The sequence below is a fragment of the Bradyrhizobium sp. STM 3557 genome (assembly GCF_045571465.1).
In the GTDB taxonomy this organism is placed as follows: Bacteria; Pseudomonadota; Alphaproteobacteria; order Rhizobiales; family Xanthobacteraceae; genus Bradyrhizobium.
This window is the reverse complement of record NZ_CP120697.1, coordinates 280,579-302,524: the sequence shown is the minus strand read 5'-3', so window position 1 is coordinate 302,524 and position 21,946 is coordinate 280,579. Positions and strand designations below refer to the sequence as shown.

Below are 21,946 nucleotides of genomic sequence, written 5' to 3'. Positions count from 1 at the left end.
TTGCACCTGGCGACCTCGTAGTGTTAGGCGGATACCGTCCTCATAATAGCCGAAGGGTTGAGATTGGGTAACGATTCACGACAGCTGGTGCTCGGTATCGAGACCACCTGCGACGAGACTGCCGCAGCAGTGGTGGCGCGCATGGCCGACGGTTCCGGGCAGATCCTGTCCAACATCGTGCGCTCGCAAATTGCGGAGCACGCGGCCTATGGCGGCGTGGTGCCGGAGATCGCGGCGCGCGCCCATGTCGATGTGCTCGACAGCCTGATCGACGCGGCGATGCGCGAGGCCGGTGTCGATTATGCCGACCTCGACGCCGTCGCGGCGGCGGCTGGTCCCGGCCTGATCGGCGGCGTCATCGTCGGCCTGACCACGGCGAAGGCGATCGCGCTGGTGCACGACACGCCGCTGATCGCTGTGAACCATCTGGAGGCGCATGCGTTGACGCCGCGCCTCACCGATCACCTCGCCTTTCCCTATTGCCTGTTCCTCGCTTCCGGCGGCCACACCCAGATCGTCGCTGTCGTCGGCGTCGGCGATTATGTCCGGCTCGGCACCACGGTCGACGACGCCATGGGCGAGGCGTTCGACAAGGTGGCGAAGATGCTCGGCCTGCCCTATCCCGGCGGGCCGCAGGTCGAGCGGGCGGCAAAGGACGGCGACGCCGCGCGCTTCGCCTTTCCTCGCCCGATGCTGGGCCGCGCGGACGCAAATTTCTCGCTGTCCGGTTTGAAAACGGCCGTGCGCAACGAGGCGAGCAGGATCGAATCCGTCACGCCAAAGGATATCAGTGATCTCTGCGCCGGCTTTCAGGCGGCGGTGCTGGAATCGACCGCCGACCGGCTGAGCGTCGGGTTGAAATTATTCCGCGAGCAGTTCGGCGGGCCGACGGCACTGGTCGCCGCCGGCGGCGTTGCCGCCAACCAGGCGATCCGCGCCGCGCTAGATGACGTCGCCAAAGCTGCCGGCACAAAACTCGTGATGCCACCGCCGGCGCTGTGCACCGACAACGGCGCCATGATCGCCTGGGCCGGCGCCGAGCGGCTCGTGCTCGGCATGATCGACGGCATGGACTCCGCGCCGCGCGCCCGCTGGCTGCTCGACGCGAATGCGCAGGTGCCCAAGAAGTTTTCCAACACACGCGCGGGGTTTTGATATGGCGCGTGACATTGGTTTGGCTGGTTCGTGCGGCGGGCTCGGATCAACCTCGCCCCGCTTGCGGGGAGAGGTCGGCGCGCAGCGCCGGGTGAGGGGGTACAGGTCTCAATACTCGCACCAATCGGGCGTCTGCCCCTCATCCCACCTCTCTCCCCGTAAGAACGGGGAGAGGGAGCAGACCTGAGCCTGCCGCGGTGTCTCGCTTTCAAACGATCAGCATCATCGGCGCCGGGGCCTGGGGCACCGCGCTGGCCGCCGTGGCTGCGCGCGCCGGCCGCGGCGTCACGCTCTATGCCCGCGACGCGGCGCATGCGACCGAGATCGCACAGGCACGCGAGAATCCGCGGCTGTCAGGCATTCCGCTGGCTCCAGAGATCGCCATCACCAGCGACCTTGCGCAGGCCGCCCGCACCGACGTCGCACTGATCGTAGTGCCCGCGCAGCATCTGCGTAGCGCGGCCATGCATCTCGCGCCACGTCTGAAGCACGGCACGCCGATCATCGCCTGCGCCAAGGGCATCGAGCACGGCACCCATAAATTCATGACCGAGGTGATTGCGGAGGCCGCGCCCAATGCGCGGCCCGCGATCCTGTCGGGTCCGAGCTTCGCCGACGACGTCGCACGCGGCCTGCCGACCGCGGTCACACTCGCCGCGCATGACGAGCAGCTTGCGACCGCACTGGTGCAAGCGCTGGGATCGGCGACCTTCCGGCCCTATCACTCGACCGACGTACGCGGTGTCGAGATCGGCGGCGCCGCCAAGAACGTGCTGGCGATCGCCGCTGGCATCGTGGTCGGCCGCAAGCTCGGCGCTTCGGCTTTGGCTGCGCTGACCACGCGCGGCTTCGCCGAGCTCGCGCGGCTCGGCCGCGCGCTCGGCGCCCGCAGCGAAACGCTCACTGGCCTGTCCGGCCTCGGCGATCTGATCCTGACCTGCGCCGGTCCGCAGTCGCGCAATTTCTCAGCCGGCCTTGCGCTCGGCCGCGGCGAGCCATTGCCGGCCGGCAAGCTCGCGGAAGGCCAGTACACCGCGCCAGTGTTGGTCGAGCTCGCGGCTTTGCACAAGATCGAGATGCCGGTGTCGCAAGCCGTCGCCGCGATCCTGTCCGGCGCGGTGACGATCGATGCCGCGATCGAGAGCCTGCTGACAAGACCGTTCAAGGCCGAGGAGTAAGCGCTCTTACTGCCACAAGCTTTTGGCGAACTCTCGCGCAGAACGAGGTGCGCTCCCTCTCCCCGTCCTTCACGGGGCCGCGACGAGCTTCGCTCGCGCTGAGAGGGTTGGGGTGAGGGGCAGACGCACGACGGATGTCGATGGTTAGACCTGTACCCCCTCACCCGGATTGCATCTGGCGATGCAATCCGACCTCTCCCCGCAAGCTGGGAGAGGTTAGCACCGCGTCGCGCGGCTAGACCCGCAACAAACTCCTCAAGTTCCACCGCCCTTCCCGCCGCCCACACGCTGTAATAGCCTTCGCGCGATCCGACGGATTGCGGACCAACAAACCAACAACGAATCTAGCAGAGGAAGCGCATGCGCAGAGCAAGTCTTGCCGCCGTATCAATTGGCCTCGCATTGATCGTTACCGGAGGCGCAACTCGCGCCCAGACCGCAACATCCCAGACCTACGACGAGCTCACCAAGAGCGAGGCCGCCGCCAATGGCGAGGCCGGCAAGCGGGTGGCGCCGCAGAAAACGATCGGCAATCCGACCGACGAGGTCAGCCCGGCGATGCAGGCGCTGATCGGCGCGCCCTATCCGCCGCATTTCAATGCCGATCCGAAGACGCCCGCGGAGTGGAAGGAGCTGATCGACCGCCGCGCCAAGCAAGCCATCGCGGGCCTTCCGGCAATCAAGGAGAAGCTCGGCGTCAATGTCGAGGAGACGAAGATCGGCGGCGTGCACTGCTTCATCGTCACACCGAAAAAGATCCCGCCCGAGAACCGCAGGCGCCTCTTGGTCCACGTCCATGGCGGCGGCTACGTGTTCGGTCCGGGCGAAGCGGCGCTGCCGGAAGGGCTGATGATGGCGGGCTTCGGCGGCTTCAAGGTGATCTCGATCGACTACCGCATGCCGCCGGATTTTCCATATCCCGCCGCCATGGATGACGCGATGGCGGTTTGGAAGACGCTGGTGAAGCAGCACGACCACCGCAGGCTCGCCATTTTTGGCACCTCGACCGGCGGCGCGATGACGCTCGCGATGGTGCTGCGCGCGAGGGACGAGAAGCTGCCGCTGCCCGCCGCGATCGCGCCGGGCACGCCGTGGGCCGACATCGACAAGATCGGCGACAGCTATGCAGACAACGAGTGGATCGACAACGTGCTGGTGACCTGGCACGGCTGGCTCGGCCGCGCGGCCAAGCTCTATGCCAACGGCACCGATCTGAAGAATCCCTACATCTCCCCGATCTATGGCGACTTCAAAGGCTTTCCGCCGACTATCCTGACCACCGGCACGCGCGACCTGTTCCTGTCCAACACCGTGCGCACCCATCGCAAGCTGCGTCGGGCCGGCGTGGTCGCGGACCTCAACGTCTATGAGGGCCAGTCGCACGCGCAGTACCAGTTCAACGTCGATGCGCCGGAGACCAAGGAGGCCTTCACCGATATTGCGAAATTCTTCGATAAATATCTCGGGGAATAGACGGACTCATACGCACCGCCGTCGTGCCCGCAATAGCGCAAAGCGCGTCTGAACGATATTGTCGCGGGCATCCACGTCTTGGATAGTGTGCAGGGAATAAAGACGTGGATGGCCGGGATCTTGCGAATGACGCACTTCGCTCTTTCGCCCGGCCATGACAACGGAGAGAGTGTCGCCATGAACTACTGGCTGGTGAAATCCGAACCTTCGACGTGGTCCTGGGACCAGCAGGTGGCGAAGGGGGCCAAGGGCGAGGCCTGGACCGGCGTGCGCAACTACACCGCGCGGCAGCATCTCGTCGCGATGAAGAAGGGCGACCTCGCCTTTTACTATCATTCCAACGAAGGCAAGGAGATCGTCGGCATCGCCGAGGTGATCAAGGAGGCCTATCCGGACCCGACCGACAAGACCGGCAAATTCGTCTGCGTCGACATCAAGGCGGTGAAGCCGCTGAAGACGCCGGTGACAATGGCCGCGATCAAGGCCGAGAAGAAGCTGGCCGACATGGCGCTGGTGAAATATTCGCGCCTCTCGGTGCAGCCGGTGACCCCTGAGGAATGGAAGCTGGTCTGCAAGATGGGCGGGCTGTAAGCGCGCAAGGGGTTGTGAGACACGCCGGACGGGAGCGCCATTCGTGGTATCACGGGCCAGCGTTCTTTCGACATGAACTCCATGATGCTACGTTCACCTGCAGCAGGGAGCACCTGCTTCCTGCTCTTACCGAACAGGAGAACGACATGGCTGACAGTGTCTACAAGGTCATTGAGCTCGTCGGTACCAGCGGTGAATCCTGGGAAAAGGCGGCCAGCAACGCCGTCGAACAGGCGGCGAAAACACTCCGGGACCTGCGCGTCGCAGAAGTCGTGGAGCTCGACATGCAGCTCGACGCCAAGGGAAAAGTCGAAGCCTATCGGGCCAAGCTCAACGTGTCGTTCAAGTTCGAAGGCTCATGAGCTGAGCTGGTTTGCGGACGGCCTGGACGATGGTGAGCCTGAGACGCGTGCTAGCGCGGCTCCACTCGCTGTCGTCCTCGCCTTGTGCGCAATTGCGCACTGGCGCGAGGACCCATAACCACTGGCGGAAGTGGTGACAGCTGGCTGTCGCTCCAACCTTCGCAAAAACGAATTCCTGTGGTTATGGGTCCCGGCTTGCGCTCGCTCCGCTCGCTTGCCGGGACGACACTGGTCCTTAGACGCAGGCGCAAGGATGCGCGAAGCGTCCTGTCGATTTGCCCGCCGCTCGCAATCGCGCAGGACCGGCCGGCTTCTCATCATCCCTCAGGCAACGTGAAAACAGCGCAAGGAGCTGCGATACCGCGCAAGCTGTGCGTCCCGAGCGCGATCAGCGGCAAGTCGGTTTGTGCGGCAAGGACACCTGACACAAGGACCGTCTTCTCGAGCGGCCGGCACAGGCCTTCCAGCCGGCTCACCAGATTGACCGCGGGGCCGATGGCCGTGAAATCCAGCCGGTCGGCAGCGCCGATATTGCCCCAGAACACGGCGCCGAGATGTAGCGCGACGCCGAACGGCAGCGACGGCAGACCCTGCTGCTCACGCTCCTTGTCCAGACGCGCCATGCCGGCTCGCGCCGCGGAGGTCGCGCGCAAAGCCGCGTTGCAGGCGCCGCGCGGCGAGCCTTGGCTGACCGGAAAGATCGCGAGCACGCCATCGCCGACGAATTTCAGCACCTCGCCGCTGAACGCATGAACCGCACCAGCAATCCGATCAAACCAGGCGTCAAGTGCCGAAATGATTTCGGCCGGAGGGCGGCTCTCCGAGAGCGCCGTGAAGCCGCGCAGATCGGCAAACAGCAGCGCCGCCTGGATGGTTTCGCCGACATTGCGCCGGAGCGGCGCTGAGAGCACGCGGGCGGCGCTGCGCCGGCCAAGATAGGCGTCGAGCGCCGCCTTAAGCGTATCGCGCGCCGAAACCGCGGTCAGCGGTGCTGCGGCGAACCGCGCCGCCTGGCGCAGCTCCTCGATCTCCTCAGGTGTGAACGGACGTGGGCCGATCCAGGCGAGCGTCGGTGCACCCGGCCGCACTCCGACCTGATCCTCATGCACGACGCCTGCCGCGACGCTGGTGAGCCAGCGTCGGCTCGGATCATCTGATGGGGCCGCGCCAAGCGGCGTCATCGGTCCGCCCGGCGCGAAACCCAGGGCTTCGATGATCTCTCCGCTCGAAGCCCGCCACAGCCAGGTGCGCCTCGCAATGAGCGGGTGCTGAACAGCGAGCGTCAGCGCGCCGCCGGCCAGCGGCAGACCATCTCGAACCAGATGCACGCCAAGTTCCGCGAGCAGCCGATCGGCGCCCGGAACCTCGCTTGCCGCATCGACCAGCCAAGAGAGCGTGCGAGAAAGCCTGGAGGACAACTGCATGCTATGATCATGGAACGGCGGCCCATCCTTGTCACGCCTATGCCTGTGACAGGGGCCCTCGCATCCAGCCGCCAGAGCGATGAGGAGATGTCAATGACGGAGCCGCTTGTCATCCAGCGCGAGGTCCAGATCGCCGCCCCGCCTGCGACCGTATTTGCCCTCCTGACCGATCCCGAAAAGATCATCAGCTGGATGGGCGCAGAAGCAACGACCGAGCTGCATCCGGGAGGGCTTTACCTGCTCAAGGGCGGCGGCCTGCACCAGACGGCGCGGGGCACCTTCCGGGAGGTCATACCGGTTCACCGCCTGGCCTACAGCTTCGGCTGGGAGGGCGGCCAGGAGGTACCGCCGGGCTCGAGCCTGATCGAGATCGATCTGGTCGAGCGCGACGGCGGCACGTTGTTGCGGATGACTCATAGCGGTCTTCCCAACGAAGCGCAGTGTGCCGCTCACGCGCGCGGTTGGGCTTACTACCTCGGCCGGCTGGCCATCGTCGCTGCCGGCGGCGATCCCGGCCCGGATCACGGACCTGGAGCGCGCGAGACTTGATCCGATTGATCGATCGGCGCGACGACCGAAACGCATCGGTGTCAGCCAGTGCTTTGGTCGACCGCGCCGGCCGCGCATGCATGGCATGCACAAATTGCCCGTCGGGTTACTTTGTCGCAGGCATGCGACGTTGCGTCGTCGGGCAAATCAAGACGATCTTTGTCGGCGTCCCGCGCTCTTCCGAGAGGGGCGTTTCGCGATCGTCACGAACGTTGGGCGGGGGATGCGGTGGACGTGTCAGTGTTGCAGCGCGCATTCGCGAGCGGACGAACAACATCGATGCGGACGTGAAGTCGTGTGGTCCTGGCGCCGCGGTGCTGGCGCTAAGTTCGTGATGCGCTTTGACGAGCATTGCGAGCGACGGGGGCAAGAGAGCCGGTCCCCGGGGAGAGTACGTATAAACGTTAAAACCATCGCGCAGGGAAGGCCGGGTTGTTCGGCGCGTACCTGTGGTTCTGCCGCGTGCTTTTTGTTGCACGCGGGCCATGGGTGCGGCCAGCACCCGGCCTTCCCTGCACCCTCTGTATGACGAGGGTGGTGAGATCAGCAAGACTCGGACATGTCGTGTCGCGAGAACGACGACGTGTAACTCAGCTTTGCATGTGGGATTTGAAACCGAAGAGACACCCACAACTGTCGTCCCGGGCAAGCGCGTAGCGCGCCGACCCGGGATCCATAACCACAGGATTTGATTGTTGTGCGTGGTACCCGCTAAGTGGCCATTTCAGACATCACGCGGTATGGGTCCCCGCTTTCGCGGGGACGACACCGAATGTGCGGCAACGCGCTGCGATCCTGACAACTGTGTTACAGTATTACGCTGCAGCTGCCATCACGACCTGGGCCAAAAGCTGCTCGCGCCTGGTTTGCGACCGCTGGCCCTTCATGGTCGCGGCAAAGCGCTCCAGAATGCCGTCCTCGAACGCGGTGACGATGGTGTCGTGCACATAGCTGCGGCGGCAGATCGCCGGTGTGTTGGTGAGCTCGTCCGCCGCGGCGCGGATCGCTTCCAGAATCTGTTTCTTGCGACCACGCGCGCTGGTCGCCGGCGTCACCCGCGACAGCGTCTCCAGCGCCACCGCCGAAGCCATCAGGGTGCGAAAATCCTTCAGCGAGATCTTGATGCCGGCAATCTCGCGCAGGAACGCATTCACTTGCGTGGTCGAGACCGCGCGCACCACGCCTTGCGCGTCGCGATACTGGAACATGCGCTTGCCCGGCAGATTGCGCAGGATGCCGATGGCCCGCACCAGCTTTGTGGCATCGCATTCCTTGCGCACCGCCTTTCCGCCCTTGGCCTTGAAGGTCAGCACGAAGCAATCGTCTTCCAGTGCGACGTTGGACTTGAGCAGCGTGGTGGCGCCGCGGGTGCCGTTCAGCCGGGCATAGGATTCGTTGCCCGGCCGGATCGCGGTGCGCGCGATCAGCTCGATCACGGCGGCCAGCGCAAACTCTCGCGTGGGCTCGTCGCCGGCGAGATGCTTGCTCACAGCGCGACGGATGCGCGGCAACGCACCGACCAGCTTGGCCAGCCGGTGCGCCTTGCGCTGCTCGCGCACCTTCTCCCAATCCGAGTGATAGCGGTATTGCAGCCGGCCGGCAGCGTCGACGCCGACCGCCTGCAGATGCGAGTTGGGGTCCGGCGAGTAGCGTACATCGCGATAGGCCGGCGGCATCGCCATCGCCTTCAGCCTGCGGATGGTGGCGACATCGCGCACCGTGGTGCCGTTGGCGCGCGTGAAGCTGTAGCTCTTGCCGCGCTTGACCCTGCGGATGGTCAGCTCGGCCTGCTCGCCGAGCGTCAGGCCGAGCTCCTCCGCGAGATGCTCGACCGAGGGGTTGACGGAGTCCTTGGCCGCTGGCCTGGCCTTCGAAATGTCCTTCAGGGACAGCTTGCGGCGGGGCGGCTTGGGCGGCCATTGGCCGAGTGCCTTGGCAAGGGCAACGTCGGGATCGGCGGAGCCGGGCCGGGCGGCCTCAAAATTCTGCTGATCCGTCATTACTTTAGATGCCTTGCCTGCTGCTTTATTGGCTTAATCCCCCCGGCTGACGTTTGGTTCCTGCCAGGTTATCCACACCTTAGTCGCGACATAGGAGGTTCTTACCCGGTTGGCGAGTCCCCAATTTTGGGCGATACGGTTTCTAAATACCTTTCATGCCAGCCATTCCGCGGTAACCTTGACCGGCCGTCGCCGGGAGTCGGCCAATCCATCACAACCGAGACTTGCGATGAGTTGATCGACCGCAAGGCGCCGTTCCCCGCCAAAGGTCCTACTTGTCTGCACTTGTCCGGCTCGGCTAGGCGGACGCATAGTGAGACAACGACGACGGGCTGCGATCAACGGGTGCGCAGGCCGCATAGTGGAGGATGAAATGTCCGAGAAGATCTACGACGTGCCGGCCGAGTGGACCAAGCGCGCCCTCGTCGACGCCGCCAAGTACAAGCAGATGTACGCCCGCTCGATCTCCGATCCCGACGGGTTTTGGGCCGAGCAGGCCAAGCGGCTGGACTGGATGAAGGCGCCGAGCAAAATCGAGAATAGCTCGTACGCGCCCGGCCACGTCTCGATCAAGTGGTTCGAGGACGGCGTGCTCAATGCCGCCTACAACTGCATCGACCGCCATCTTCACAGCCGCGGCAACCAGACCGCGATCATCTGGGAAGGCGACGACCCCTCGGAATCGAAGCACATCACCTATCGCCAGCTGCACGACGAAGTCTGCAAGATGGCGAACATCCTGCGGACGCGGAACGTCAAGAAAGGCGACCGCGTCACCATCTATCTGCCGATGATCCCCGAAGCGGCCTATGCGATGCTGGCCTGCGCGCGGATCGGCGCGATCCATTCGGTGGTGTTCGGCGGCTTCTCGCCCGACAGCCTTGCCCAGCGCATCAAGGACTGCAAGTCGAACGTGGTCATCACCGCCGACGAAGGCCTGCGCGGCGGCAAGAAGGTGCCGCTGAAGGCCAATGTCGATGCGGCGCTGAACAAGGTCGACGGCGTCGACTGGGTGGTCGTGGTCAAGCGCACCGGCGGCAAGGTCGAGATGAATCCGACCCGCGACCTCTGGTACCACGAGGCGGCCGAGGTAGTGACGACGGAATGCCCGGTGGAGCACATGCACGCCGAGGACCCGCTGTTCATCCTCTATACGTCGGGCTCGACGGGGCAGCCGAAGGGCGTGCTGCACACCACCGGCGGCTATCTCGTCTACGCGTCGATGACGCATCAATACGTCTTCGACTATCACGACGGCGATATCTACTGGTGCACGGCCGATGTCGGCTGGGTCACCGGCCACAGCTACATCCTTTATGGTCCGCTGGCCAACGGCGCGACCACGCTGATGTTCGAGGGCGTGCCGAATTATCCGGACAATTCGCGCTTCTGGCAGGTCATCGACAAGCACAAGGTCAACATCTTCTACACCGCGCCGACGGCGATCCGCGCGCTGATGCAGGGCGGTGACGCGCCGGTGAAGAAGACCTCGCGCGCGTCGCTGCGCCTCCTGGGCTCGGTCGGCGAGCCGATCAATCCGGAAGCCTGGGAGTGGTATCACCGCGTGGTCGGCGACGAGCGCTGCCCGATCGTCGACACCTGGTGGCAGACGGAGACGGGCGGCATCATGATCACGCCGCTGCCGGGCGCGATGCGGCTGAAGCCGGGCTCGGCGACCCTGCCGTTCTTCGGCGTGGCGCCGGAGATCGTCGATGCCGACGGCAATCCGCTGGAGGGCGAGGCTACCGGCAATCTCTGCATCACAAAGTCGTGGCCGGGGCAGATGCGCACCGTCTATGGCGACCACGCAAGGTTCGAGCAGACCTATTTCTCGACCTACAAGGGCAAGTACTTCACCGGCGACGGCTGCCGGCGCGACGCCGACGGCTATTACTGGATCACCGGCCGCGTCGACGACGTCATCAACGTATCCGGCCATCGCATGGGCACGGCGGAGGTCGAGAGCGCGCTGGTCGCGCATGCCAAGGTGTCCGAGGCCGCCGTGGTCGGCTATCCGCATGACATCAAGGGTCAGGGCATCTACGCCTATGTGACCCTGATGGCCGGGATCGAGCCGACGGAGGAGCTGCGCAAGGAGCTGGTGACCTGGGTGCGCAAGGAGATCGGGCCGATCGCCTCGCCGGACCAGATCCAGTTCGCGCCCGGCCTGCCCAAGACGCGCTCCGGCAAGATCATGCGCCGCATTCTGCGCAAGATCGCCGAGGACGAGCCGGGCTCGCTCGGCGACACTTCCACCCTCGCCGATCCCGCGGTGGTCGACGACCTCGTCAAGAACCGGCAGAACCGGAAGGACGACAAGCACGCGTGAGGCTGCCGGGCCGGCCATCGGCCGATCACAGATGGTCGGCAGATCGGGACGCGAAGAGCCGCGCAGTAACAGGAACAGAGCGACGATGTCGAAGGGGATTCCGGTGGCGCTGGCGGCCACCATCGGAGCGGCAGTTGCGATGACGGTGCCGGCTTTCGCGGAACCCGAGTTGGTCGCGGTCGAAAGCCAATATTCGCCGGGCACGATCGTGGTGAAGACGGGCGAGCGCAGGCTCTATCTCATTCTCGATGACGGCCACGCCATGCGCTATCCGGTCGGCGTCGGCAAGAGCGGCAAGCAGTGGGCCGGCACCGCGAAGATCGAAGGCAAGTACAGATACCCGGCCTGGGCGCCGCCCGACGACGTCAAGCACGATCATCCCACCCTGCCGGACCTGATTCCCGGCGGCTCGCCGCGCAACCCGATGGGTGTCGCAGCCCTCACACTGTCCGGCGGCGGCGAATATGCGATCCACGGAACCAACGTGCCGAACTCGGTCGGCGGTTTCGTATCCTATGGTTGCATCCGCATGCTCAACCCCGACATCATCGATCTCTACGATCGCGTCTCGGTTGGAACCACGGTTGTCGTCACGCAGTGAGGGCTCATCTTAAAGTCTAACTGCGCAAAGGCTGCGCCATTGCGCAGCTTTTCCAGCGATATCAAATGATACAACTTTCAGTAGTTTTACCGGGACACTTGTTTAGGTTGTATTTAACTCTGTGGCGCCAACTCGCGTGTGACGAATCGCGGGGGTTTGCGCATTATGGGACGGTTCAATTTTCGCATCGGCACGAAGCTCGGCCTCACAGCAGGAATCGGCGTCGTCCTGGTCGGCGGCATGCTGGCCAACCAGCTTTACGGCAATCGGCTGATCGCTGAATCCAGCCGGTCCGTCTCGGCCAACTACACCAACAAGTCCAGCGCGCAGACTGCAGACAGCGGAATGATTCGCGCGCAGCTTGCGATCCGCGAGATCGGCGCCGCCCGCTCCGCCGCCGAGCTCGACGAAAGCCTGCGGACGTTCCACGCCAGCATCGAGCTTGCGGGAAACGAAATCCAGGCGACGGGTCTTCGGGCCAAGCGGCCGCAGGTCAAGGAACTTTATCTCGGCACCAAGGCGCTGATCGATCAGTATCTGGGGTTGGGATCTCAGTTCGCCGCCGTGCAGAAGACCTCGATCGACGCCTTGGGCAAGAGCACCGAGGCCACGGCAGCGTGGAATCACGCTCTGGATCAGTTGCTCTCGTCGTCGGCGTTCACCTCGTCGGCGAATCGCGCCGGGCTCGAGGCGGAGCTGAATGATGCCGGCGCGCTCTTCAACGCGGCCGGTGCAGCCTTGTGGCGCTTCGCGAGCACGGGCGCTGCGGCGTCGAAGGACGAGGTCGCCCAGCGCACCGAGGGCGCGATCGAGGCGCTGAAGCGCGCGCGCACGCTCGCGGGCGATAAGCAGATCTCGGCCGGAATCGATCAATTGGCGGCGGCGGCCGACCATTTCAAATCCTCCGCCCATGAAGCCGCGGAAACCCAGCACCAGAAGAATCAGCTGTTCGCCGATCGCCTGCGGCCGCTCGCGAGCGAGATCGGCACGCGCGTCAGCAAGGCCGTGGCTTTCGGCAATGAATTTGCGCAGCAACGGCAGACCGAGCTGCTGGCGACCATGAGCTCGGTCGGCGATGTTGCGCTGATGGTCGGCCTGCTGGTCGTGCCGATGCTGATCGGATCGGCATTGTTCTCGGTGTTCAACATCGCCCGCCCGGTCCGACGCATTGGCGACGTTCTGCTTGAACTCGCCAACGGCAACAAGGCCGTGGACATTCCCTACATCGAGCGCGGCGACGAGGTCGGCGACAACGCGCGCGCCGCGCACACCTTCAAGAACAACCTGATCCGCATGGAGGAGATGGAAGCCGAGCAGAAGGATCAGGAGGCGGCCGCCGCCGCGCGCCGCAAAGCCGAGATGATCAAGCTCGCCGACGCCTTCCAGGCCGCGGTCGGCGGCATCGTCAACTCGGTCTCGTCCGCATCTCATCAGCTGGAAGCCGCCGCCGGCACACTGTCCGGCACCGCGAGCCAGACCCAGCAGCTCTCCGGAATGGTCGCCGCTGCGTCCGAGGAAGCCTCCACCAATGTGGGAGCCGTAGCCTCTGCCGCGGAGGAGATGAGCGCGTCGGTGACGGAGATCGGCCGCCAGGTCCACGATTCCAGCCGCATTGCCGGCGACGCGGTTCAGCAGGCGGAGCGCACCGACATCCGCATCAACGAGCTGCTCAAGGCCGCGGGGCGCATCGGAGACGTCGTCAAGCTGATCACCGCGATTGCCGAGCAGACCAATCTGCTCGCGCTCAACGCCACCATCGAGGCCGCTCGTGCCGGCGAATCCGGCCGCGGCTTTGCGGTGGTCGCCAGCGAGGTCAAGGCGCTAGCGGCCCAGACCGCCAAGGCCACCGAGGAGATCGGCAACCAGATCGCCGGCATGCAGGCCGCGACGCAGGATTCGGTCGCGGCGATCAAGGAGATCGGTGCGACCATCACGCAGATCTCCGATATCGCAATCACCATCGCCGCCACCGTCGAGGAGCAGGGCGCGGCGACCACCGAGATCGCGCGCAATGTCAGCGAGGCCGCCAAGGGCACCGCAGAGGTCGCCGAGAAGATCACGCAGGTCAATCAGGGTGCCAGCGCCACCGGTGCGGCCTCGGCCCAGGTGCTCGCGTCGGCCCGCTCGCTCGCCAGAGAGAGCAGCAGCCTCAAGGCCGAAGTCGAGAGGTTCCTCGACAGCGTGCGCGCAGCTTGAGGTAGCGCAAATAGGAACCTCTACCGCAATGATAGCCAACATTGCGGCCCGCCTGAAATCAAGAAACGTGAACGTAAAAGGACTCGTACATGGATCCCTGCACGACCTCGGCTGATGCCTTGGAACGAATAGCCGACCTCGTCCGGAGACAGCACTCCTCCCTCGATTCAATTGTTCTCGTACCAGATGGCAAGTACCAGACCCGGACCGTCACGCTCGGAGCCTTGGTGAATGAGACGACGGACTGCCTCTCCGAAGGCTTCCGAAACCGCCGCGACGACGACTTCCCGATGCTGTTTTTCGCATGGGGCAAGTGCAGAGTTGGTTCGACGCCGCTCAACAATCTGTTCGGAGTCGCAGGCCTGCCTTCCTATTACCAGCCCGTGAAGGGCATTCTGCGTCATGCTCTCGTGGGCAGCGCCGGCGTTCCCTGGAACGTCCCGCTCGCGGCGGATCAGCCCCACATCTTCAGCAAGGAGACCGCCGGTCCGTATGTGCTTGCCGAGAGTCTGTTCAATCCGTTGCAATCCTTGATCGAAGCCGGTTATCCGTCGAACCGGCTGCATGCCATCATTCTGGATCGAGACCCCGCGGGCTCGCTGGCGTCGTGGCTCGACAAGTGGTCGGATCGCGCATCGCAAGATACGCTGGTCTACAATTACGTTGCGGCCGTGCTCAATGCGGTCCGGATCGAAAGCTACGCACAGCAGCACGGCATCCCCGTCACCCACTACGTCTATGAGGCATGCAAGGAAGCGGTTTTTACTGTCCGGATGCTGTTCGAGCGCCTTGGTCTTGCCGACCGCTTCACCGAGGACGCCGTGACCGCATGGAACGAGATGGGAGAACTGGAATCGGAAAACACGCGCATCATCTTTTCCGACGTGCCGTCGATCCATCCGACCTCGGGCATCCACGGCTCGGATACCGCCTACCGATATCGCGCGCGGCCGACCACCTCGCTGACCGACGAGCACCGTGAGCTTCTGCAGCGTTATGGCATCAACGATGTCTATCGTGCGTCGGTCGCAGCCTGCGTGAACGACCTCACGCTGGATACGGCAACCTCTGATCGCCTGTTCGGCGACACCAATGGTGCCGCTGCATGAGGACGCTCGACGTTACGACCGCGGCCGCCCCATCATTCGCGCCGGCGCGTCCCGACAGGCCGCGCGCCATCAGCAGCCATCTCAAGCGCCTCGAGGCGGAGAGCATCCATATCTTTCGCGAGGTCGCGGCCGAATTCCGCAAGCCGGTCATGCTGTACTCGATCGGCAAGGACTCCTCGGTGTTGCTGCATCTGGCGATGAAGGCCTTCCATCCGGCCAGGCCGCCGTTTCCGCTCCTGCACGTCGACACGACCTGGAAATTTCGCGAGATGATCGCGTTTCGCGACCAGCGGGCGCGCGAGCTCGGCCTCGATCTCCTGGTTCACACCAATGCAGAGGGCCTGGCGCAGGGCATTGATCCGTTCAGCCACGGCTCGGCACTCTACACCGACGTCATGAAGACGCAGGCGCTGCGCCAGGCGCTGGATCTGCATCGGTTCGATGCCGCGATCGGCGGTGCGCGACGCGACGAGGAGAAGTCGCGCGCCAAGGAGCGCATCTTCTCGCACCGAAGCACGGCGCATCGTTGGGACCCGAAGAACCAACGGCCCGAGCTGTGGAGCCTCTACAACACGCTGCTCGCCCCCGGCGAGAGCATGCGTGTGTTTCCGCTGTCGAACTGGACCGAGCTCGACATCTGGGAATACATAGAGGTCGAGAACATTCCGATCGTTCCGCTCTATTACGCGGCGATGCGGCCGATCGTGGAGCGCGACGGCGCGCTGATCATGGTGGACGACGATCGGATGCCGCTTCAGCCCGGCGAGGTGCCGCAATTGCGCTCGATCCGCTTTCGCACGCTCGGCTGCTATCCGCTCACCGGTGCCACATTGTCGACCGCGGCCGATCTGCCGGCGATCGTCAGGGAGATGATGGCCTCGAAGATGTCGGAGCGGCAGGGCCGCATCATCGATCGCGACAGCTCGGCATCGATGGAGCGCAAGAAGGTCGAGGGCTATTTCTGATGGTTTTTCTCGAAGCGACTTTGAATGGCCGTCATGGCACGACGCCCATTCACGACGACAAGCCGACGCTGCGTTTCGTCACCTGCGGCAGCGTCGACGACGGCAAGAGCACGCTGGTCGGCCGCCTGCTCTACGATTCCAAGATGCTGCTCGACGATCAGCTCGATACGCTGACCTCCGACAGCAAGGTCGCTGGCACGGCCGGCGCGCAGCTCGATTTCGCGCTGCTGGTCGACGGCCTGCAGGCGGAGCGCGAGCAAGGCATCACCATCGACGTCGCTTATCGCTTCTTCGCGACCCAGCGGCGCCGGTTCGTGGTCGCCGACACGCCCGGGCACGTGCAGTACACCCGCAACATGGCGACCGGCGCATCCAATGCCGATCTCGCCGTGGTGCTGGTCGATGCGCGCAAGGGCGTGATCACGCAGACCCGGCGCCACGCCCACATTCTCGGCCTGCTCGGCATTCGTCACGTCGTGCTGGCGGTGAACAAGATGGACCTCGTCGAGTTCGATGCCGATCGCTTCACCTCGATCGCAGTCGAATTCCGCATGCTTGCCGAGCAGCTCGGCATTCGTGACGTCCAGTGCATTCCCGTCGTGGCACGCGACGGCGACAACATCTTCACCTCGAGCGCGCGCATGCCCTGGTACACCGGGCCAACGGTGATGGACCATCTCGAATCCGTCGACGTCAGCGGCGACATCGAGGGTCGGCCGTTCCGGCTCGCGGTGCAATGGGTCAACCGGCCGAATGCCGACTTCCGCGGCTTCTGCGGACGCATCGCCAGCGGCACGATTCGGCCGGGAGATCCGGTCAGCGTCCAGCCCTCGGGGCGCACCAGTCATGTCGCCGCGATCGTCACGGCGGATGGACGGCTCGATCGGGCGACCGCAGGTCAGTCGGTGACGCTGTTGTTGACCGACGAGATCGATGCCAGCCGTGGCGATGTGCTGACGTCAGGCGAGACACCGATCGTCTCGGATCAGCTCGGCGCACATGTCGTCTGGTTCGACGACGAGGCGATGCTGCCGGGCCGGCGCTATGTGCTGAAATCCGGCACCTCATCGATCGGTGCGGTGATCTCGACCTTGAAGCACCGAGTCGCGATCGACACCATGGCACAGGAAGCCGCCACGATATTGGAAGCCAACGAGATCGGCTGCGTCAATCTCGGCCTCGATCGGCCGCTGGTCTGCGAGGCCTATCGCGACGATCGCGAGCTCGGCAGCTTCATCCTGATCGACCCGATCACACGCCGCACCGTCGCGGCCGGCCTGATCGACTTCCCGCTGCGCCGTGCCGACAACATCCGCTGGCAGACGCTCGATGTCGACAAATCGGTGCGCGCGCGCCTGAAACAGCAGCGCCCTTGTGTGCTCTGGTTCACCGGGCTCAGCGGTGCCGGCAAATCGACCATCGCCAACCTGGTCGATCGGCGCCTCTGCGAGCTCGGCCGCCACACCGCGCTGCTCGATGGCGACAATCTGCGCCACGGCATCAATCGCGACCTCGGTTTTACAACCGAAGCGCGAGTGGAAAACATGCGTCGTGTGACGGAGATCGCGGCGCTGCTCGTCGATGCCGGGCTGATCGCGCTGGTGTCGCTGATCTCCCCGTTCCGGTCCGAGCGCGATATGGCACGGCATCGGCTCGATGTCGGCGAGTTCATTGAGATCCACGTCGCAACGCCGCTCGCCGATTGCGAGAGTCGGGATCCGAAGGGTCTCTATCGCAGGGCTCGCGCGGGCGAGCTGCCGAACTTCACCGGCATCGACCAGCCCTACGAAGCACCGGTCGCTGCGGAAATCACGATCGACACCACGTCGGCCGACGCTGCTTGTGAGCTGATCGTCAGCTACCTGCGCGAGCATCACTATCTCTGATCACGCGACATCGTCTCCGGATACCGATCGGAGACGATGTCGCGCACCTTAGAAATCTGACGCGATCCCCTTGCGCTCCCAGTCGCCGTAGCGCGTGGGCTCCGGTCCCTTCGGTCCCTGCAACTCCTTCGGCATCCCCTTCGCGTGTTCCTTGGCGTGCTCGGCGGCCTCACGCCGCCGCGCTTCAGCCTCGGCGAGCGCCCGCTGAGCCGCCGGAGGAAGCACCTTGCGCGGCAGTTCCGACGCCGCGGGCTTGAAGGGATCGTTGCTCATCTTACCATTCCACCATTGAACCGATCTGCGCCACGCATCATCAGATCGTGTGACGTCGAGTTGGAAACCAGGGCTGATGTCCCGGTTCTGACATCATATCGTTTGCGGCGAGTTCGTTTGCGAACATCGGAATCGGCGGACACTAGCAAATTCAGGATTCAACTGTGCCTTCAATCAGACATTCGCTATCCGAACCCAGCCGCGATAGTGAAGCGAATGTCGGATCTGCCACACTGGAAAGATCAGCACGGTTTCTTACATTTGGCATATTCTCGTGACACTGCTCGCGCAGCTCTCATGGCATGCGCCGGATCGTCGCGGAACTGCCTTCTTCTGCGAGTGACTTTCCAGCATGCCTCCACCGCGATACGCGACCTCATCCGAAGTGCCGGGCCTGGCGGCGCGGCGGATCGCGGCCGACGTTGTCGACGGCGTCCTTCACAAGCGTCGCACCCTGGACGATCAGCTCGACGGCGCCGGCGCACATCCCGGGCTGAAGCAGCTTGCAGATCGCGACCGCGCGCTGATGCGCCGGCTGGTGGCGACAACCTTGCGTCGTCTCGGAACGCTCGGCCACGTGCTCTCGCGGTTGCTCGATCGTGGTGTTCCGACCGATGCGCCGCGGGCGCAGAGCGCACTCTTGATCGGCGCCGCACAGATTCTCTGGATGGACGTGCCGGACCATGCGGCGGTCGATCTGTCGGTGCGACTGGTGCAGGCTGATCGGCGTGCGGCGAAATATGCCGGGCTCGTCAACGCCGTGCTGCGCCGCTGCGCGCGCGAGGGCGCAAGCCTGGTCGAAGAGGTGAAGGGCCACGCGCTCGACATCCCTCCCTGGCTGCTCAAACGCTGGGTCGCCAACTACGGCGAGGCGACCGCGCAAGACATCGCCGCCGCGCTCGGCCATGAGCCGTCGCTCGATCTGACCGTCAAGTCCGAGCCCGCACAATGGGCGAGCCGCTTGCACGGCGAGGCATTGCCGACCGGAACCGTGCGGACGCTGCTGCACGGCTCGGTCACCATGCTGCCGGGCTTCGCCGAAGGCCAATGGTGGGTGCAGGACGCCGCCGCAGCCCTGCCGGCGCGGCTGTTCGGCGACATTGCGGGCAAGGCCGTCCTCGACCTCTGCGCGGCGCCCGGCGGAAAGACCGCGCAGCTCGCCCAGGCCGGCGCCCGCGTCACCGCTGTCGATCGCTCGCCGGCGCGCATGGCGCGGCTCAAGGACAACATGTCCCGGCTGCAGCTCGAGGTCGAAAGCGTCGTGTCCGACGCCGCCGAATGGCAGCCGGTGGAGAACGGCGGCTTTGACGGCATCCTGATCGACACCCCCTGCACCTCGACCGGCACCATCCGCCGCCATCCTGATGTCGGCTGGCTGCGGCAGGAAGCGGATGTCACCACGCTGGCGACGCTGCAGAAGCGGCTGGCGCGCAAGGCCATCTCGTTGCTGAAACCCGGCGGCATGCTGGTCTACTGCACCTGCTCGCTGGAGCCTGAGGAAGGCGAGCAGATCGTCGAGGGTCTGCTCGCAGACGAGATCGGTCTGCGGCGCGTTCCGGTCAGCGCAAGCGAGGTCGCAGGCCTGTCGGAGATCGTCACCGCGGCGGGCGATTTGCGCACCCTGCCCTGCCATCTGCCGCATCAGGATCCCCGCCTCGGCGGTCTCGATGGCTTTTATGCCGCCCGTTTGGTCCGGCAAGGCTGATTCCCGTATCACCCCGGGGATGACCGAGAAGCCGATGCCGCCGGTGAATAAGCCTTGCGCCGCGCTGGCGGTAACAAGGTGGGAGTGCTAGAGTGATCCCATTAGTTAATTCCTGATTTTACACCAGATTTTGCTCCGGGGCTGATGCTGCGCGGAGATTGAAAATGGTGTATCGGCGGCATTACCCGATTCACTTAAGGGTTCATTGGTGAACCCATCACAATCCAAGGCAAGGCGTGTCCGCCGCTCAACGCAGACGCATTTCGACGCTGGTCATGGGGCGCTTCGCGCGCTCTACGGTCGCGCATGTCAGCGGGGTCACCGTCTCGGCGGCCGGGCTGTGGCCGGGCCGCGCCGACCGGCTGGTGATCGCGCCGCACGACCTGCGAACCGCCGATGCCACCCGCGCAGCGGAGATCTATGCCGGCCGGTTCGTATTCGCTGGCAAGATCGTCACCTGCCACGGCCGCTCGATCTTCGATCTGGAGCCGCCTTCCGAGGACTGGGAGGTGGCGCTGCTCGGTTTCGGCTGGCTGCGACATCTGCGCGCCGCCGACACCGCCCTGACCCGCGCCAACGCCCGCGCGCTGGTCGATGATTGGATCACCAACCAGATCGGCCGCCATCCCATCAGTCGCCGCGCCGACGTGCTGGCGCGCCGCGTGATCTCGCTGTTGTCGCAGGCGCCGCTGGTGCTCGCTGATTCGGACGGCAAGTTCTACCGGCGCTATCTGCGCGGGCTGACGCGCGAGATCCGCTATCTGCGCTATGCGATGATCGACATTCCGGACGGCGTGCCGCGGCTGCAGGTGCTGATCGCGCTGTGTTATGCCGCGCTCTGCCTCGCCAACCAGACCAAGCATATCCGCAGCGCCAGCCGCAAATTGTCGGAAGAGCTGCAGCGCCAGATCCTGCCCGATGGCGGCCATGTCTCGCGCAACCCCGGCGCGCTGGTCGAGCTCTTGATCGACCTCTTGCCGCTGCGCCAGACCTTTGCCGCGCGCAACATCGCGCCGCCGCCTGCGCTGCTCAACGCGATCGACCGCATGATGCCGATGCTGCGCTTCTTCCGTCATGGCGACGGCGCGATGGCGCTGTTCAACGGCATGGGCAGCACGCCTTCCGATCTGCTGGCCACGTTGCTGGCCTATGACGACACCCACGGCACGCCGATGGCGAGCATGCCGCATTCCGGCTTCCAGCGGCTCGATGCCAACACCATGACCGTGATCATGGATACCGGTGCGCCGCCGCCGCCGCATTGGAGCCATGAGGCGCATGCCGGCTGCCTTGCCTTCGAGCTCTCCTCCGGCGCGTGCCGGATCGTGATCAATTGCGGCATGCCGTCGACCGGCCGCGACAATTGGCGCGCCTTCGCCCGCAGCACCGTCGCGCATTCGACGCTGACCTATCACAACACCTCCTCATGCCAGTTCGTCGAGATGTCGGCGATGAAGCGATTGCTGCACGGCGCGCCGATCGTCTCCGGGCCAAGCCGGGTGGAGAATTTTCGCGAAGTGGTCCCCGATGGCACCGTGCTCTCTACGTCGCATAATGGCTACGCATCGAAATTCGGGCTGATCCATCGTCGCATCCTGGTGGCCGCCAATGACGGCACGCGGCTCGACGGCGAAGACACCGTGACGCCGGCACAAGGCGCCCGGCTGCGTGGCGCAGGCTCCGACTACGCGCTGCGGTTTCATCTACATCCGGCGGTCAAGGCGAGCGCGCTCGGCGACGGGCGCGGGGCCATGCTGGTGCTGCCCAATCGCGAGGTGTGGACGTTCGAGACGCTCGACGACAAGGTCGATCTCGAGGACAGCGTGTTCCTGGCCGGCAATGACGGCCCGCGGCGAAGCACCCAGCTCGTGATCCGGCAGGATGCCCGTCAGGCCGCCTCGATCCGCTGGAGCTTCGTCCGCTCCTCGGCTGCGGATGCCAACAACCGGCGCAACCGGCGCGATTCCGAACCGCCGCCGTAAAGCGTTCACCCTGAGATATCGGTCAATATTGTAGCGTCCGCCAAAAGCTGCTAACCAGCGGCGGTCCGCGCGACTGGCGACGACTTGGATGGAGCACCATCGGGAAGCGCGGAATGATCCGCCGCGCGCCTGGGCATAGATTTCCCTTTTGAAAAGAGGACTCTGCCC

Annotated in this window: 17 protein-coding genes and 1 riboswitch; of the genes, 14 read left to right on the top strand and 3 right to left on the bottom strand. The window is 64.8% G+C overall.

Annotation, left to right across the window (positions count from 1 at the left end; all coding sequences use genetic code 11):
- Positions 1 to 87 precede the first annotated feature (87 nt).
- The 5 genes from tsaD (at position 88) to P6U24_RS01340 (ending at position 4,759) form a co-directional block, all read left to right on the top strand.
- The gene (gene tsaD, locus P6U24_RS01360; RefSeq protein ID WP_407160731.1) at positions 88 to 1,155 is read left to right on the top strand and encodes a tRNA (adenosine(37)-N6)-threonylcarbamoyltransferase complex transferase subunit TsaD; all 1,068 of its coding nucleotides are present in this window, start codon (positions 88 to 90) and stop codon (positions 1,153 to 1,155) included.
- 197 nt (positions 1,156 to 1,352) lie between these two features.
- Positions 1,353 to 2,333, top strand: coding sequence for an NAD(P)H-dependent glycerol-3-phosphate dehydrogenase (locus P6U24_RS01355; RefSeq protein ID WP_407157429.1), 981 nt, complete (start codon positions 1,353 to 1,355; stop codon positions 2,331 to 2,333).
- Positions 2,334 to 2,693: 360 nt separating this feature from the next.
- A complete protein-coding gene (locus P6U24_RS01350; protein ID WP_407157428.1) occupies positions 2,694 to 3,806 on the top strand; it encodes an alpha/beta hydrolase in 1,113 nt (370 codons plus the stop codon).
- 177 nt (positions 3,807 to 3,983) lie between these two features.
- A complete protein-coding gene (locus P6U24_RS01345; RefSeq protein WP_407160730.1) occupies positions 3,984 to 4,397 on the top strand; it encodes an EVE domain-containing protein in 414 nt (137 codons plus the stop codon).
- 146 nt (positions 4,398 to 4,543) lie between these two features.
- Positions 4,544 to 4,759 carry a dodecin family protein gene (locus P6U24_RS01340; RefSeq protein WP_407157427.1) on the top strand — a complete coding sequence of 72 codons (216 nt, stop codon included), beginning with the start codon at positions 4,544 to 4,546 and terminating at the stop codon, positions 4,757 to 4,759.
- Between the two features lie 317 nt (positions 4,760 to 5,076).
- On the opposite strand, the gene P6U24_RS01335 is transcribed toward P6U24_RS01340, so the two are convergent.
- Positions 5,077 to 6,183 (bottom strand): adenylate/guanylate cyclase domain-containing protein, encoded by a 1,107-nt coding sequence (locus P6U24_RS01335; RefSeq protein WP_407157426.1) that lies wholly within the window; start codon positions 6,181 to 6,183, stop codon positions 5,077 to 5,079.
- A gap of 93 nt (positions 6,184 to 6,276) precedes the next feature.
- Here P6U24_RS01335 and P6U24_RS01330 point away from each other — a divergent pair, with 93 nt between their 5' ends.
- Positions 6,277 to 6,732, top strand: a complete 456-nt coding sequence (locus P6U24_RS01330) for an SRPBCC family protein (RefSeq protein WP_407157425.1) — start codon at positions 6,277 to 6,279, stop codon at positions 6,730 to 6,732.
- An 815-nt stretch (positions 6,733 to 7,547) separates the two neighbouring features.
- On the opposite strand, the gene P6U24_RS01325 is transcribed toward P6U24_RS01330, so the two are convergent.
- The gene (locus P6U24_RS01325; protein WP_407157424.1) at positions 7,548 to 8,732 is read right to left on the bottom strand and encodes a DNA topoisomerase IB; all 1,185 of its coding nucleotides are present in this window, start codon (positions 8,730 to 8,732) and stop codon (positions 7,548 to 7,550) included.
- Positions 8,733 to 9,105: 373 nt separating this feature from the next.
- On the opposite strand from P6U24_RS01325, the gene acs reads away from it, so the two are divergent.
- From acs to cysN, 6 genes are all read left to right on the top strand, one after another.
- The gene (acs, locus tag P6U24_RS01320) at positions 9,106 to 11,061 is read left to right on the top strand and encodes an acetate--CoA ligase (protein ID WP_407157423.1); all 1,956 of its coding nucleotides are present in this window, start codon (positions 9,106 to 9,108) and stop codon (positions 11,059 to 11,061) included.
- A gap of 85 nt (positions 11,062 to 11,146) precedes the next feature.
- Positions 11,147 to 11,662 carry a L,D-transpeptidase gene (locus P6U24_RS01315; protein ID WP_407157422.1) on the top strand — a complete coding sequence of 172 codons (516 nt, stop codon included), beginning with the start codon at positions 11,147 to 11,149 and terminating at the stop codon, positions 11,660 to 11,662.
- Positions 11,663 to 11,827: 165 nt separating this feature from the next.
- Positions 11,828 to 13,858 (top strand): methyl-accepting chemotaxis protein, encoded by a 2,031-nt coding sequence (locus tag P6U24_RS01310; RefSeq protein WP_407157421.1) that lies wholly within the window; start codon positions 11,828 to 11,830, stop codon positions 13,856 to 13,858.
- Between the two features lie 227 nt (positions 13,859 to 14,085).
- Complete coding sequence (locus P6U24_RS01305; RefSeq protein WP_407157420.1) at positions 14,086 to 14,967, top strand: sulfotransferase family protein; 882 nt, start codon at positions 14,086 to 14,088, stop codon at positions 14,965 to 14,967.
- Positions 14,964 to 15,932, top strand: coding sequence for a sulfate adenylyltransferase subunit CysD (gene cysD / locus P6U24_RS01300; protein ID WP_407157419.1), 969 nt, complete (start codon positions 14,964 to 14,966; stop codon positions 15,930 to 15,932). The genes P6U24_RS01305 and cysD overlap by 4 nt, the downstream gene beginning before the upstream one ends.
- Positions 15,932 to 17,818, top strand: a complete 1,887-nt coding sequence (gene cysN, locus P6U24_RS01295) for a sulfate adenylyltransferase subunit CysN (protein ID WP_407157418.1) — start codon at positions 15,932 to 15,934, stop codon at positions 17,816 to 17,818. The genes cysD and cysN overlap by 1 nt, the downstream gene beginning before the upstream one ends.
- A 48-nt stretch (positions 17,819 to 17,866) precedes the next feature.
- Here the strand turns inward: cysN and P6U24_RS01290 are convergent, their stop codons facing one another.
- A complete protein-coding gene (locus tag P6U24_RS01290) occupies positions 17,867 to 18,091 on the bottom strand; it encodes a DUF1674 domain-containing protein (protein ID WP_407157417.1) in 225 nt (74 codons plus the stop codon).
- A 352-nt stretch (positions 18,092 to 18,443) separates the two neighbouring features.
- Between P6U24_RS01290 and P6U24_RS01285 the strand changes: the two genes are divergently transcribed.
- On the top strand, positions 18,444 to 19,796 hold the full coding sequence (locus P6U24_RS01285) for an RsmB/NOP family class I SAM-dependent RNA methyltransferase (RefSeq protein WP_407157416.1): 1,353 nt from the start codon (positions 18,444 to 18,446) through the stop codon (positions 19,794 to 19,796).
- 275 nt (positions 19,797 to 20,071) lie between these two features.
- Entirely contained in the window at positions 20,072 to 21,778 is a 1,707-nt protein-coding gene (locus tag P6U24_RS01280; protein WP_407157415.1) for a heparinase II/III family protein, read from the top strand.
- A gap of 59 nt (positions 21,779 to 21,837) precedes the next feature.
- Positions 21,838 to 21,920, top strand: a riboswitch (ZMP/ZTP riboswitch).
- The last annotated feature ends 26 nt before the right edge of the window (positions 21,921 to 21,946 follow it).

Coding starts and splice junctions, on each gene's coding strand:
- P6U24_RS01350 (WP_407157428.1), top strand. CDS start 2,694: ATGCGCAGAGCAAGTCTTGCCGCCGTATCAATTGGCCTCGCATTGATC.
- P6U24_RS01345 (WP_407160730.1), top strand. CDS start 3,984: ATGAACTACTGGCTGGTGAAATCCGAACCTTCGACGTGGTCCTGGGAC.
- P6U24_RS01340 (WP_407157427.1), top strand. CDS start 4,544: ATGGCTGACAGTGTCTACAAGGTCATTGAGCTCGTCGGTACCAGCGGT.
- P6U24_RS01335 (WP_407157426.1), bottom strand. CDS start 6,183: ATGCAGTTGTCCTCCAGGCTTTCTCGCACGCTCTCTTGGCTGGTCGAT.
- P6U24_RS01330 (WP_407157425.1), top strand. CDS start 6,277: ATGACGGAGCCGCTTGTCATCCAGCGCGAGGTCCAGATCGCCGCCCCG.
- P6U24_RS01325 (WP_407157424.1), bottom strand. CDS start 8,732: ATGACGGATCAGCAGAATTTTGAGGCCGCCCGGCCCGGCTCCGCCGAT.
- acs (WP_407157423.1), top strand. CDS start 9,106: ATGTCCGAGAAGATCTACGACGTGCCGGCCGAGTGGACCAAGCGCGCC.
- P6U24_RS01315 (WP_407157422.1), top strand. CDS start 11,147: ATGTCGAAGGGGATTCCGGTGGCGCTGGCGGCCACCATCGGAGCGGCA.
- P6U24_RS01310 (WP_407157421.1), top strand. CDS start 11,828: ATGGGACGGTTCAATTTTCGCATCGGCACGAAGCTCGGCCTCACAGCA.
- cysD (WP_407157419.1), top strand. CDS start 14,964: ATGAGGACGCTCGACGTTACGACCGCGGCCGCCCCATCATTCGCGCCG.
- cysN (WP_407157418.1), top strand. CDS start 15,932: ATGGTTTTTCTCGAAGCGACTTTGAATGGCCGTCATGGCACGACGCCC.
- P6U24_RS01290 (WP_407157417.1), bottom strand. CDS start 18,091: ATGAGCAACGATCCCTTCAAGCCCGCGGCGTCGGAACTGCCGCGCAAG.
- P6U24_RS01285 (WP_407157416.1), top strand. CDS start 18,444: ATGCCTCCACCGCGATACGCGACCTCATCCGAAGTGCCGGGCCTGGCG.
- P6U24_RS01280 (WP_407157415.1), top strand. CDS start 20,072: ATGGGGCGCTTCGCGCGCTCTACGGTCGCGCATGTCAGCGGGGTCACC.